Consider the following 13,123-nt stretch of genomic DNA (forward strand, 5'->3'; position numbering starts at 1 on the left):
AACGTCGCCGTAGAAAAAGACGCGCGCGGCTACATGCCTGCAACGACGACAAGCCGGCGCACGTCGCCGCGCTTGAAGGCCTGCAGGAAGGCGTTGTAGTCCCGGAAGGATACACAGCCGTTCGAGTCGCCGTTCGGGCCGAGCATGAAGGTGTGGGCGAGCAGACCCGCGCGGCCGAAGATCGAATTGCCGCCGATCGGCGTCAGCCGCAGCGCTTCGACGCCATGGAACAGCGCCTCGCGGGGCGTGAGGGCGTAGACGCTCGGCGGCGTCGGACCCCGCATGCGGACATGCACGTAGTGCGGGTTGTCGAGATATTCGCGCAAGCCGGAATGCGCCTCGAGACGGCTTCCGTCCGGCATGTAAACCGTGTGCGTCGCGATGTTGTAGACCGCCGTTCCGGCGCTCGGCTGGGCGGTGGCGCCAATCGTGGTTTGGGTCGGCGCGGCGGGCGCGGCCGGATTGGTGAGGCCGCCGAAGAGACCCCCGGTCGACTCCTGCGGGGCATAGGCGAGCGCCTGCGTCGGCTGCGATTGCGGCCGGCGTCCGGCGCGCCCGGCGGCGGGAGCCGGCTCGGTTTGCGCGCTCTGCGGGGGCTCTGCGCCCGCGCCGCCAAAAATCTTCTCGAAGAAACTGCGGTTGTCCGCCGGCGTGGGCGCGGGACCCGGCTCGGCGGGGAGCGCCGCCTGGCGGATCGGGGCGGGCGCGGCGTTGCGCCCGGCAAGCGTCCTGAGTTCGGCGGGCTTGCGCGGGGGCAAGGGAACATCGGCGCCTGCGTCGGCTGAAGCCTCGTCGGGCCCGGGCTCCGGCGCCGCCTCTTCGGGAAGGGACGGCCGGATCTCGGCCTCGAGCGACGCCGTCTGCTCCGGCGCCGCGGCGGGCGCGTTGGCGGCGGCGGTGCGGGCCCAGGGTCCGAGGCCGACGATCATCGGCCCATGCGCGGGGGTGGACTGGTCGGCGACAGCGGGGAGCGCCGATGGTTCAGCCTGTCGGTGAAGCCCATGCCAGCCGGCCAGAAGGCTCAGCGACAGCGCGCCGGCTCCGAGCACCGTATAGGCGAGGAGGCGGCCGCGGTCATGAGACAGGAAGCCATTCACGGTCTTGGGTTTCGTCAACATCCGCCCTCGAATGAGTGTTGGCGTCGCATACTCGGCGACGGAGCGCCGGTCGCGCGAATCGCGGACTGACCGGCTGAAAGCGGGCGCGCAATCACGTCCCAGCAACACAGTGGAAAAGCATCGGGGCCTTGCTTGGGCCTGAATCAGGCGAATTCTTGGCTGTCTGCAGACGCGCCAGAAAGGGCCGCGCCAGCCTGTGTCTCTGTAAAAATCCAAGAAAATCAACTATATAACGTTGAAGCCGCAGCGCAAGAATTAAGGCGCGCGACAAAAAATCGCGCCAATCCCAAGGGACTGGCGCGATCTCATTGGGGGACGCCCGGCGCCTGCGCGCCCGCGTCAGAGATGGGCGACGACCGCCAGCTTGCGGACCTCGCCGCGCTTGTAGGCCTGGAGGAAGGCGCTGTAGTCGCGGAAGGAGACGCAGCCGTTCGAGTCGCCGTTGGGGCCCAGCATGAAGGTGTGGGCGAGGAGCCCGGCGCGGCCATAGATCGCGCCGCCGCCCCCGATCGGATTGAGCCGGAGCGCCTCCACGCCATGGAACAGCGCCTCGCGGGGCGTCAGCGTGTAGAGATGCGGCGGGGTGGGCCCACGCATGCGCAGATGGACGGCCTGCGGATTGTCGAGATGCTCGCGCAGGCCGGAATGAGCCTCGAGCCGCGAGCCGTCCGGCATGTAGACCACGTGCGCGCCAATATCATAGACGGCGGTGTAGCGGTCGAAGCGCGCGCCAGGATTGACCGGGGCGACGGCGCTGCGCAGCCCGCCGAAGAGCCCGCCGGCGTCGCTCGCCGGCGCATAGGCCATCGCCTCGCGGTTTGCCTGCGCCTGCGGCGCGGCGGCCTGCGGCGCGCCTCCGAACAGGCGCTCGAAGAAGCCGCGATTGTCCGCCTGCCCCCCTGGAACGATGGTGGTGCGCGCCGCGCGCGTCGTCTGGCGGGCGGGCAGGGGCGCCGCCGCCGCCGGCTCCGTGCGGGCGACGGGCGCCGTCTCTTCCTTCGGGTCCTTCGGGGGCTCCGGACGCAGGGCGATGGTCAGCTCCGCCGGCCGACGCGGCGGCGTCGGCGCGCTGGCGGTCAGCACGGCCTCGGCCGGAGGCTGCGCCAGCGCGGTCTTCTCGGGCTGGATGTCGGCCGGCCGCGCCGGCGGCGCGGGCGCCTCGGCCAGCCGGGGGCCGGCCTGCGCGCGCGAGATGAAGAGTCCTTGCGCGCGGACCGCCCGGCGGGGCGCAAATCCCTGCGGCTCATAGGGGCCGAGGTCGGCGAGCAGCGAGCCGCGCAGCCCGACGGCGGCGGCGGCGGCTTGCGATCCGGCCGCATCGACGGCGACGGGGCCGACGCTGGCTGTCAGATCGGCGGGGGCCATCGGGAGGAGCAGCCCGGCGGTCGTCAGACAGATGGCGACGCCGCCGAGAGCCAGGAGAATCTGATGCGCCCGACGCGGGGCTCGAACGCGAGGATACGAGACTGGGTTACGCATGGGTCAACGCTAGCGCCCATGGCTTTCGGAATGGTTTACAAGGGCTTTCCCGCGCCCCTCGACCTTGCCCCGAAATGGGACGCGCTATCCGCCATTGACCGCGGGCCGCTCGTGACCCTAACAGGGGTCGCCGCCACAGGATGCACCGCATGACCGCTCTCGCCGACGATCTCTCGCCCACGCGCTCCTTTCAGGGCCTGATTCTCACGCTGCAGCATTTCTGGGCCGCGCAGGGTTGCGTCATCCTGCAGCCCTACGACATGGAGATGGGGGCGGGCACCTTTCATCCGGCGACGACGCTGCGGGCCCTCGGGCCAAGGCCCTGGCGCGCCGCCTATGCGCAGCCCTGCCGCCGCCCCAAGGACGGGCGCTACGGCGAGAACCCCAACCGGCTTCAGCACTATTATCAGTTCCAGGTGATCCTGAAGCCGTCGCCGCCGAATTTGCAGGAGCTCTATCTCGGTTCGCTGGCGGCGATCGGAATCGACCCGAAAGTTCATGACATCCGTTTCGTCGAGGACGACTGGGAGAGCCCGACGCTGGGCGCCTGGGGACTTGGCTGGGAGTGCTGGTGCGACGGGATGGAAGTCTCGCAATTCACCTATTTTCAGCAGGTCGCGGGCTTCGAATGCGCGCCGGTGGCGGGCGAACTGACCTATGGGCTGGAGCGCCTCGCCTGCTATCTGCAGGGCGTCGACAGCATCATGGCGCTGAATTTCAACGGCCGCGAGGGCTCCGAGAAAGTCACCTACGGCGACGTCTTCCTGCAGGCCGAGCAGGAATATTCGCGGCACAATTTCGAGGCGGCCGACACGGCGAAGCTGTTCGAGGACTTCCGCGACGCCGAGGCCGAGTGCCGGCGCCTGCTCGACTTTGGCGCGGGCTCGGGGGATGAACGCCATCTCATGGCGCTCCCCGCCTATGACCAATGCATCAAGGCGAGCCACGCCTTCAATCTGCTCGACGCGCGCGGCGTGATCTCCGTCACGGAGCGGCAAAGCTACATTCTGCGCGTGCGCGAACTGGCCAAGGCCTGTGGCGCCGCCTGGCTGCGCACGGCGGGGGGCGGGGCCAACGCCTGACTCCAGGCTTGCACGAAGCTGCAAAAATTTGCGCCCGCCTGCGAACAACTGTCGCAGGCGGGCGTTTTATCGTCGAGCTTGCGCTTGTGGGGGCGGGGGGCGTCCCCATGTCAGAGGGCAGTCAGCGTTGCGTGTCGCGTGCGTTGGCGCACATCGGGACCGATGCGCGCCTGGCAGAACGCCAGTCGAGGCGTCGTCAATCGCCTTGCGCCGCCGGGAGTGCGGCGCGGCGCGGCCCGTCGGCTTCTGTTGGAACCCGGGAGCCGACGGGAGCGCCAGCAGGGGCCGTCGCCGGTTGACTGTGTGCCTGCTTTGTTCTAAATGTGTTCATGTTTCGCTCTATGGAGCAGGTTGTCATGCAACGGGACAACGCGTTTTCACTGTTCTCTCGGCGCTCCGGCGCCCGCCTGTCGCCGCGCGGTCAGGAGCTGGACTCGCTCGCGGAGGCGAACGTCCTGCGGGGCCGCTTCTTTTCATGGCGCGGCGTCTCGGGTCAGCGTTACGTGTGCTCGGTGTTCCAGCGGGGGGAAGAAGGCTTCGTCTCCGATGTCGAAAGCGGCGTGATCATCGGCGTGACGCGTGACGGAGTCGGCCTGCGTCCCGTGTGCGTCCTTGCGGCCCGCGAGGGCCGTCAGTCGCTCCGCCATCTCGCGCGGGAGCTGGGCGTCGCCGAGTGGCACGTCCACTTCTGTGAAGGGAACAAGGCGGCGCGCGACCTGTCGACGTCGCTGCTGAGTTGAGCTCAGGGGTTCAGTGCGCGTGGCGTTTGTGGCGCGCCGGCGTAACGGCGAGTCGCGCGTTTTAGCCAATAAGAAAAGCTCGAAAGCTTGCGCCCGCCGAGGGCGGCGAAGCAATCCGGGGCGCGTAACGTGGCTCCGGGTTGCTTCGTTTGGCTCGTGCGACTCGCGCAGGCGATCGCAGGTTTCGCGCAGTCGTCTGTCCGGTCGTGTCAGGCGGGCGCGGTCCGGCAGGAGCACTGATCGAGACGGCGAACGATTTCCGCCAGCTCGGCGTCGTGAATGTCGAGCTGCAGCAGATGCTCATAGGTGTTGCGGACATAGGCCGGATTGTCGCCTGCCGCGCCGACGCCCTCCGCGACGAGCCGCGTCATCTCCTCGAAGGGGAGCCGCCCGGCATATTGGCAATGGCTGCGGTCGACGACATAGGTCAGCGCATTGACGCAGCCGCCTTCCGCGAAGCGCACGCCGATGGTCTTCTCGAGATAGACGGAGGTGACGAGTTCGCGTTCACGCAGATACTCGATCGTCTTTTCGCGGTCCCGTCCCGCGACGCGAAAGGCGACGCCCTGGCAGGAGCCGCCGCGGTCGAGGCCGAGCACGAGGCCCGGACGCTCCGGCGTGCCGCGATGGACATGGGAAAAGATGCAGAGGGACCGGTGATAGCCATGGACCCAGGCGAGCGCGCTTTCGACAAAATCGAAGCCCGGCCGCCACATGAGGGAGCCATAGCCGAAAACCCAGAGATCCTCGTCGCAGGAAGCCTTCGCCAGCAAGCCGTCGTCCCGAACCCTTGCCGCGCCGATCCGGCGCGGCGGCGTCTCCACGCACGCCCATTCTTTCCGGCGCCGCCGGCGAGGGCAACAAAAAAAGCCTCGGCGCGCCCTGATCTTTCGGGCGGAATTCGCGCCTGCGGGCGCTTCCACAAGATATTGTATGGGTTTTCTTGCTTTCGCCGGTCTTTTGTGGCGCTCTTTCAAGTATGAAATTCGAACGCCTGAGACTTCTGGGGTTCAAGAGCTTCTGCGAACCGACCGATTTCCTGATCCAGCCGGGCCTGACCGGCGTGGTCGGGCCGAACGGCTGCGGCAAGTCGAATCTCATCGAAGCCCTGCGCTGGGTCATGGGCGAGAATTCCTATAAAAACATGCGCGCGTCCGCCATGGACGACGTGATTTTCTCCGGCGGCGGCTCGCGGCCTGCCCGAAATGTCGCCGAAGTGGGCCTTGTTCTCGACAATTCCGCGCGCCTGGCGCCCGCCGCCTTCAACGACGTCGACCAGATCGAGGTGACCCGCCGCATCGAGCGCGAACAGGGCTCGACCTATCGTGTCAACGGGAAGGAAGTGCGCGCCCGCGACGTGCAGCTTCTGTTCGCCGACGCGGCGACGGGCGCACGGTCGCCCTCGCTGGTGCGTCAGGGGCAGATCGGCGAGATCATCTCCGCGAAGCCGCAGGCTCGCCGCCGCATCCTCGAAGACGCGGCGGGCGTCGCGGGGCTCCATTCCCGCCGCCACGAGGCGGAGCTGCGGCTCAACGCGGCGTCCGAAAATCTCACCCGTCTCGAAGACGTGCTCAAGCAGGTGGAGAGCCAGGGCGACAGTCTGCGCCGGCAGGCCCGGCAGGCCTCCCGCTATCGGGAGCTGGCCGCGAAAATCCGGCAGAACGAGGCGCTGGTCGCGCTGGTCTCCTATCAGATCGCCGCCGATTCGCTGCGCGACGCGGCCGTCAAGCTCGAAGCCGACATCGCCAATGTCCAGGCGCGCACGCTGGAGCAGGCCGAATCCGCGAAGCTTCAGGCCATCGCCGCGCATGAGCTGCCCAAACTGCGCGAAAAGGAGGCCGAGGCCGGCGCCGCCGTGCATCGCCTTGTCGCGGCGCGTCAGGCGCTGGAGGCCGACGAGCAGCGCGCCAAACAGCGCATCTCGGAGCTCGCCCGCCAGATCGAGCAGTTCATGCGCGATCTCGAGCGCGAGCGGGCGCTGATCGAGGACGCGGCGCAGGTCGCCGAACGCCTCGAGGAAGAGCGCGCCGAGCTTCTGGGCGCCGATGTGTCCGACGACGGCCGCGAGGCGGAAGCGCGCGAGCGCCTCGCCGAGATCGAGGCCGCGCTGGCCGAGACCGAATCGGCGCTGGGCGACGCGCAGCAGCAGCTCGCGGGGGTCAACGCCCGGCGCGCCGCCATCGAATCGGCGCTGCGCGACGAGACGAACCGCGTCGCCCGTTTCGAGGCCGAGCTGACCCGTCTGGACACGGAATTCGCGCTGATCGCCGGGCAGGGCGGCGGCGCCGAGGAGGCTGCGCGCCTCGCCGAGGCCTTCGACATGGCGGCCGAGGAGGCCCGCGCCGCCGATGAAGCGGCGCAAATGGCCGAAGAGGCGCAGCACGAGGCGCGCGAGGCCGAGGCTGCCGCGCGCCACCCCGTCGAGCAGGCGGCGCTGAAGGCGCAGCGGCTCGAAACCGAAGTGCGCACGCTCGAAAATCTGTTGTCGTCGAACTCGGGCGGCCTGTGGGCGCCGGTCGTGGAAAGCATGACCGTCGAAAAGGGATATGAGACCGCGCTGGGCGCCGCGCTCGGCGACGATCTCGACGCCTCCGCCGACGACTCCGCGCCCGCCCATTGGGCGCTGACCTCCAACGCGGGCGATCCGTCCCTGCCGCCGGGCGTGCGGCCGCTCGCGGAAATGGTGCAGGCGCCGCCGGCCTTGCGCCGCCGCCTCGCCCAGATCGGCGTCGTGTTGCGCGCCGAGGGCGAACATCTGCGCAAGCTGTTGAAGCCCGGCCAGCGTCTCGTCTCGAAGGAAGGCGACCTGTGGCGCTGGGATGGGTTCACGCAGGCCGCCGAGGCGCCGACCCCTGCGGCGCGCCGCCTCGCCGAGAAGAATCGCCTCGCCGATCTGCGCAATGAGGCGAAGCTGGCCCGCGCCCAAGCCGACGCCCTCGCCGAGGAACTGGAGGCCGCGCGCGAGGCGACGCGGCTCGCGGCCATGGCCGACGCCCAGGCCCGCGACGGCCAACGCCGCGCCCGCGCCCGGCTCGAGGAAGCGCGCGAGCGCCACGCCGCTGCCGAACGCCGTCTGGCGCAGATCGGCCAGCGCCTGTCCGCGCTGGAGGAGGCCAAGGCCCAGACCCTCGCCAATCGCGACGAGGCCGCGCAGAAACGCGCCAGTCTCGCCGCCGAGCTGGACGCCCTGGAGGAGCCGGCCTCGCTGGCCGGGGCGCTGGAGAGCCTGCGCGCCCGCGCCATGGTGGAGCGCGCTCAGGCGAGCGAGGCGCGCGCCGCTCTCGCCACGCTGCGCAACGAGGCCAACGCCCGCGCCTCGCGCATTTCGGCCATCACCCGTGAGGTCGCCTCCTGGGCCGAGCGCCGCGACCGCGCGCAGGACCGGCTGGGCGAATTGGAAGAGCGGCTCGACTCGGCGCGCGAGGAGCAGGAGCGTCTGGCCGAGGCGCCCGACGCCTTCATCGAACAGCGCCGCGCGCTGATGAACGCCTTCGAGGACGCCGAAGCCGCCCGCCGCGACGCCTCCGACGCCCGCGCCGAGGCGGAGACCCGTCTCGCCGAGGCCGACCGCGCCGCCCGCGCCGCGCTGGACACGATGAGCGCCGCGCGCGAGGAAAAGGCCCGCAGCGAAGCACAGCTCGAGGCGGCCAGACAGCGCGTCGCCGACATCGAGCGCGCCATTCAGCACGATCTCGAAACGACCCCGCTGGCGCTGGCCGAGCTCGCCGGCGTGCGGGAAGGGGACGAACTGCCGGACATCGCCGAGGTCGAACGGCGCCTCGAGGGGCTGCGCGCCGACCGCGAGCGCCTCGGCGCCGTGAATCTGCGCGCCGAGGAGGAGCTGACCGAAATTGATTCGCAGCGCGAGAAGATGATCGCCGAGCGCGACGATCTCGCCGAGGCGATCAAGAAGCTGCGCGCCGCCATCGCCAGCCTCAACAAGGAGGGCCGCGAGCGCCTCCTCGCCGCCTTCGACAAGGTGAACGCCCATTTCAGGGAGCTGTTCACCCTGCTCTTCGACGGCGGCTCGGCGGAGCTTCAGCTCGTCGAAAGCGACGACCCGCTGGAGGCCGGCCTCGACATTCTCGCCCGCCCGCCCGGCAAGAAGCCCCAGACCATGACGCTGCTCTCCGGCGGCGAGCAGGCGCTGACCGCCATGTCGCTGATTTTCGCAGTGTTTCTGACGAATCCCTCGCCGATCTGCGTGCTCGACGAGGTCGACGCGCCGCTGGATGATTCGAACGTCGAACGTTTCTGCGACCTCCTCGACGAGATGCGCAAGAAGACCGACACGCGCTTCGTCACGATCACCCACAATCCGATCACCATGGCGCGCATGGACCGGCTGTTCGGCGTGACCCAGGCCGAGCGCGGCATTTCCCAGCTCGTCTCGGTCGATCTGGAGCAGGCGGAGAAGTTCGCGCTGGCGAGCTGATCATCTCATCGCCGTATGCGCCTGCGGCGGCCGCGCCGGAAGCACCGGCGCGTCGGCGGGCGGATGAGTCTTGTCCAGATCCGCGATCAGCCGTTCCATCTCCCCGATCTCCTTTTGCTGCGCGGCGATGATTCGGTCCGCGAGCGCCCGTACGCGGGGGTCGCGAATCTGGGCGCGCTCGGCAGACAGAATGGCGGCCGAATGATGGGGAATCATGCCGCGCAGAAAGCCGATGTCGCCGGTTCCTTCCTGATTGCGGATGAGCCACGCCGAGGCGGCGAAGGCCGCGAGCGCCGCCGCCAGAACGACCGAATTCGCCGCCCAGTCGCCAAAACTGCGGCCCATGGCCAGGATGACCACGACCGCGACCGCCGCGCCCATGGCGACGGCCATCCAGACGCGGCCCATGCTGAACCAGAGGTGGTCCGTCTCGAAGACGTTGAGATAGCTGATCGCGAAGATCAGCGCGGTCGCCACCGCGATGATGACGGCGAAACGCACATATTGCATGGATGTCTCCTGTCCCGCGCCGCGCCCGTGGGAGGTAACGACTGGTCGGCGACGAAGGTCCCCGGCCGGGACGGTCGGAGGGGCGCCGGCGTCCCGAGGCGTCTTTGTCGACGGCGCTTTCGCAAATGCACAAATTTTCGTCGCGGACGAATCGTCGCAAGCCGCGTTTTTTCTTGGAAAACAGGGGAGTTGAGGAAAACGCGCGCGCCTTGACTTCACCGTGACCCCTCAATATGTTTCGCGCGGCCACGGAAAGGCCCGACCGTAAGGCCGGGATTTTTCGGCTGGCCGCTCCCGGAAACCGGATCATCCCCTGAACCCAACCGTCCCGGCCATCGTTGAATTTTGCGCGCCTCAAGCGTGAAGGAGAAAGACGATGATCGACGACGACAAGCGGGACGCCGAACAGGACGCGCTCAATGCGCGACTCGAGAAGCTCAACGAGGCGCTGCGTCAGCGCGACGACGAGCGACTCGCCAGAGAGGCGCCTCCGCCGGAGCGAAAGGGTCTGACACGGGCGCTGAGCGTCGGGCTCAACGCGTTCTCCGAATTTGTGGGGGCGGTGCTGGTCGGCGGCGTTCTCGGCTGGAAGCTCGACGAATGGCTGGGCACGACGCCCTGGCTGATGATCGTCCTGCTCGGCCTCGGCGTCGCGGCGGGCTTTTGGAACATTTATCGCGTCGCCAAGCCTCAGGCTTGACCGGCGCATCTGGCGAGACCTAGGGCGCGCTTTCCGCGCCCTCTAATCGAGGGCCGGGCGGCGACGTCCGGGCAGGGACGATGAGCACTGAAGTAGCGGCCGCGCCGAACCCGATCGAACAATTCGAACTGCACCGCTACTTCCCGCATCAGATGGCGGGCGTCGAGACCTCCTTCACCAACGCGTCGCTGTACATGCTGCTCGCGGCGCTGGGCGTTGTGCTGCTGATGGTCATTGCGACCTCGCGCAAGGCGGTGGTGCCGGGCCGGTTCCAGGCGCTGGCCGAAATGCTCTACGAATTCGTGGCGAACACCGTGCGCAGCACGGCGGGCAACGAAGGGATGAAATTCTTTCCCTTCGTCTTCAGCCTGTTCTCCTTCATCCTGATCTCCAACCTGATCGGGCTCATTCCCTACACCTATTCGGTGACGAGCCAGATCGTGGTGACCTTCGCCTTCGCGCTTCTGGTCATCCTGCTGGTCGTGGCCTACGGCCTCTATCGCCACGGCCTCGGCTTCATGAATCTCTTCGTGCCGCATGGCGTGCCGCTGCCGGTGCTGGTGATCCTCGTGCCGATCGAGATCATCTCCTTCCTGTCGCGCCCCGTGTCGCTGTCCATTCGTCTTTTCGCCAACATCCTCGCCGGCCACGTGACGCTGGCGGTGTTCGGCGGCTTCGTCGTGCTGCTGCTCGCGGCCGGCGGCGTCTACTCGGCGCTCGCGCCGGTGCCGCTGCTCGCGATCGTGGCGCTCTATGCGCTGGAGCTTCTCGTGGCCTGTCTGCAGGCTTTCGTGTTCAGCGTCCTCACTTGCGTCTATCTCAACGACGCAATTCATCCGGGCCACTGATAAACATCCAACAATAAACGTCGCCCCTACAAAGAAAGCAGGAGAATACCATGGCTTCTGAAATGCAACTGGTTGGCGCGGGCCTCGCCGCGATCGGCACCGGCGCTGCGGCGATCGGCGTCGGCCTCATCTTCGGCAACTTCGTCAACGGCGCGCTGCGCAATCCGTCGGCGGCCGCCGGCCAGTTCACCAACGCGATCATCGGCGCGGCGCTCGCCGAAGGCCTGGGCATCTTCGCCTTCGTCATCGCGCTGCTGCTGTATCTGAAGGCCTAACGTCTTCTCCTGATCTTTTGCGCGGCGCGCCTCCTGCGCGCCGCGCAGCCCGTTACGCCCCTCGCAGAGGCGCCCCGCGTTCACGTCGCGCGCCGCGTCGAAGACTTCGGATCATGTCCATGGCGATCATCTCTTCCGCCTACGCCGCCGAGACCGAGCAGGAGACCCACGAGTCCGTGGGCGCGCCGGGCGGCGAAGCTCATCACGAGGGCGCCTTTCCGCCCTTCCAGACCGAGAATTTCGCGCCGCAGCTGTTCTGGCTCGTTCTGATCTTCGGCTTCCTCTACGTCCTGATGTCCCGCATCGCGCTGCCGCGCGTCGGCGGCATCATCGAGACTCGCGAGGCCAGGATCGCCGCCGACCTCGACGCGTCCCGCGACATGCAGGCCAAGGCGGAAGCCGCCGCGGCCGCCAATGACGAGAATCTGCGTCTGCGCCGCGAGGAGGCCCAGGCCATCGGCCGCGAGGCGCAGCAGAAGATCGCCAACGAGACCGCCGCGCAGCGCACCCGCGCCGAATCCGAGGCGGCCGAGAAAATCCGCGCCGCCGAAGAGCGCATCGCCAGCGCCAAGACTTCGGCGCTCGCCAATGTCGAGCAGATCGCGCTCGACGCCGCCGCCTCGATCGTCGAGAAGCTGACCGGCGCCCCCGCCGACCGCAGCCGTCTCGCCGACGAATATCGCGCCGCGAAGAACTGAGGAGACGCGTTCCATGCACTTCGACGCGGAATTTTACGTCGCCGTCGGCTTCACGATCTTCGTGCTCGTGCTGCTGTGGGCCGGCGCCCATTCCAAATTCACCGCGCTGATCGACGCGCGCATCAACCGGATCAAGAGCGATCTCGCGGAGGCCGAGCGTCTGCGCGCGGAAGCCGAATCGCTGCTCGCCTCCTTCGAGAAGAAGCGTGAGGAAGCCGAGGCGGAGGCCCGCGCCATCGTCACCCAGGCGAAGGAAGAGGCGGAGATGATCGCCGCCGAGGGCAAGCGCCGCCTCGATGAATTCATGGCGCGCAGCGTCAAGCAGGTCGAGCAGAAGATCGCCCAGGCCGAAGCTCAGGCCGCTCTGGAAGTGCGCGCCGCCGCTGCCGACGCGGCCGTGAAGGTCGCCGAGCGGGTTCTCGCCAAGGGCGCGCCCGGCAAGGATTTCGTCGCCGCCGGCATCAATGAGGTCAAGGCGCTGGGCGAAAACGCGCGTTATGTCTCCACCTGAGACCGGCGCGTTTCGACAGGGATTTGGGGGCCGGCCTTAGCGCCGGCCCTTTTTCTTTTTGCCGACCGGTTTTTCGACGCTGTCAGCCTGGCCGTCGGCGAAGCCGACGAGGATTTCGTAGTCCTCATGCGCCTTCTGGCTCGGCGGCGCCGCGATCGGATCGGCCAGCAGACGGAAATCGGCGCGCGACGCGCCGGCAGGGATCGCGGCGTTGACGCGATAGGTTTTCGAACTGACGATCGAGTCATCGTGGGTCTTGCGCAGCGCGACGCGAATCGCGCCGCCAAAGTCGCCGGGCGCGCCCGCCGGCCCCAGCATGGCGTCGCCCTCTATGCCCACGCGAATGACGACATGGTCGCCCTCGACGATGCATTCCCGCGCAATGTTCTTGATCGACACCTGATGATGCACGGCCGCCCCCTCGGCGCCCGCGGGCGCGCGCAACATCTGCGCGCCATCCTCCGCGACGATCACGGGGCAGTCGGCCGTCGCCCCCGGCGCGAGCGGCTGCTCCTTTTCGCCGCCGCCGAGAATCTGCGGCACGCCGATTTTCGGGAATTCGAAGGCCGCGGCCTTCTGAACGCCGCACCCCGCCACGAGAGCCAGCGCCGCCCATCCAGCAAAACGCATCTTCATTCTTCCCTTCGCTCCCCTTCGCTCACAGCCTCGACCGGACCGGACACGCCCTCCGGTTCCTGCCCTTGTCGCTCTTGCCGCCGAACGCTTT

At 68.3% G+C, this 13,123-nt stretch carries 13 protein-coding genes; 8 read left to right on the forward strand and 5 right to left on the reverse strand.

Translation table 11 applies throughout. The features are described 5' to 3' along the window. Positions 1–29: 29 nt before the first annotated feature. Together ACR652_RS04680 and ACR652_RS04685 are read right to left on the reverse strand one after the other, a co-directional pair. Positions 30–1,118, reverse strand: a complete 1,089-nt coding sequence (locus ACR652_RS04680) for a tlde1 domain-containing protein (protein ID WP_434505357.1) — start codon at positions 1,116–1,118, stop codon at positions 30–32. Positions 1,119–1,457: 339 nt separating this feature from the next. Continuing rightward, positions 1,458–2,597 (reverse strand): DUF2778 domain-containing protein, encoded by a 1,140-nt coding sequence (locus tag ACR652_RS04685; RefSeq protein WP_434505358.1) that lies wholly within the window; start codon positions 2,595–2,597, stop codon positions 1,458–1,460. Positions 2,598–2,746: 149 nt separating this feature from the next. Here ACR652_RS04685 and ACR652_RS04690 point away from each other — a divergent pair, with 149 nt between their 5' ends. Together ACR652_RS04690 and ACR652_RS04695 are read left to right on the forward strand one after the other, a co-directional pair. Further along, positions 2,747–3,679: a glycine--tRNA ligase subunit alpha gene (locus ACR652_RS04690; RefSeq protein WP_434505359.1), complete on the forward strand. Its 933-nt coding sequence runs from the start codon at positions 2,747–2,749 to the stop codon at positions 3,677–3,679. A 356-nt stretch (positions 3,680–4,035) separates the two neighbouring features. Continuing rightward, entirely contained in the window at positions 4,036–4,419 is a 384-nt protein-coding gene (locus ACR652_RS04695; RefSeq protein ID WP_434505360.1) for a hypothetical protein, read from the forward strand. 209 nt (positions 4,420–4,628) lie between these two features. Here ACR652_RS04695 and ACR652_RS04700 read toward each other — a convergent pair whose 3' ends face one another. Beyond that, a complete protein-coding gene (locus tag ACR652_RS04700; RefSeq protein ID WP_434505400.1) occupies positions 4,629–5,192 on the reverse strand; it encodes a gamma-glutamylcyclotransferase in 564 nt (187 codons plus the stop codon). A gap of 206 nt (positions 5,193–5,398) precedes the next feature. Between ACR652_RS04700 and smc the strand changes: the two genes are divergently transcribed. After that, positions 5,399–8,854, forward strand: coding sequence for a chromosome segregation protein SMC (smc, locus tag ACR652_RS04705; RefSeq protein WP_434505361.1), 3,456 nt, complete (start codon positions 5,399–5,401; stop codon positions 8,852–8,854). On the opposite strand, the gene ACR652_RS04710 is transcribed toward smc, so the two are convergent. Next, positions 8,855–9,364, reverse strand: coding sequence for a DUF305 domain-containing protein (locus ACR652_RS04710; RefSeq protein WP_434505362.1), 510 nt, complete (start codon positions 9,362–9,364; stop codon positions 8,855–8,857). It abuts the gene before it with no gap. Positions 9,365–9,740: 376 nt separating this feature from the next. On the opposite strand from ACR652_RS04710, the gene ACR652_RS04715 reads away from it, so the two are divergent. The 5 genes from ACR652_RS04715 (at position 9,741) to ACR652_RS04735 (ending at position 12,396) form a co-directional block, all read left to right on the forward strand. Next, entirely contained in the window at positions 9,741–10,064 is a 324-nt protein-coding gene (locus ACR652_RS04715) for an AtpZ/AtpI family protein (protein ID WP_434505363.1), read from the forward strand. 80 nt (positions 10,065–10,144) lie between these two features. Then, the gene (locus ACR652_RS04720; protein WP_434505364.1) at positions 10,145–10,912 is read left to right on the forward strand and encodes a F0F1 ATP synthase subunit A; all 768 of its coding nucleotides are present in this window, start codon (positions 10,145–10,147) and stop codon (positions 10,910–10,912) included. Positions 10,913–10,974: 62 nt separating this feature from the next. Then, entirely contained in the window at positions 10,975–11,187 is a 213-nt protein-coding gene (locus ACR652_RS04725; RefSeq protein WP_434505365.1) for a F0F1 ATP synthase subunit C, read from the forward strand. A 119-nt stretch (positions 11,188–11,306) separates the two neighbouring features. Continuing rightward, positions 11,307–11,885 (forward strand): F0F1 ATP synthase subunit B family protein, encoded by a 579-nt coding sequence (locus ACR652_RS04730; RefSeq protein WP_434505366.1) that lies wholly within the window; start codon positions 11,307–11,309, stop codon positions 11,883–11,885. Positions 11,886–11,898: 13 nt separating this feature from the next. Continuing rightward, on the forward strand, positions 11,899–12,396 hold the full coding sequence (locus ACR652_RS04735) for a F0F1 ATP synthase subunit B family protein (protein ID WP_434505367.1): 498 nt from the start codon (positions 11,899–11,901) through the stop codon (positions 12,394–12,396). A gap of 36 nt (positions 12,397–12,432) precedes the next feature. Here the strand turns inward: ACR652_RS04735 and ACR652_RS04740 are convergent, their stop codons facing one another. After that, positions 12,433–13,032 (reverse strand): hypothetical protein, encoded by a 600-nt coding sequence (locus ACR652_RS04740; protein ID WP_434505368.1) that lies wholly within the window; start codon positions 13,030–13,032, stop codon positions 12,433–12,435. Positions 13,033–13,123 lie beyond the last annotated feature (91 nt).

Source organism: Methylocystis sp. (genome assembly GCF_051061225.1).
In the GTDB taxonomy this organism is placed as follows: Bacteria; Pseudomonadota; Alphaproteobacteria; order Rhizobiales; family Beijerinckiaceae; genus Methylocystis.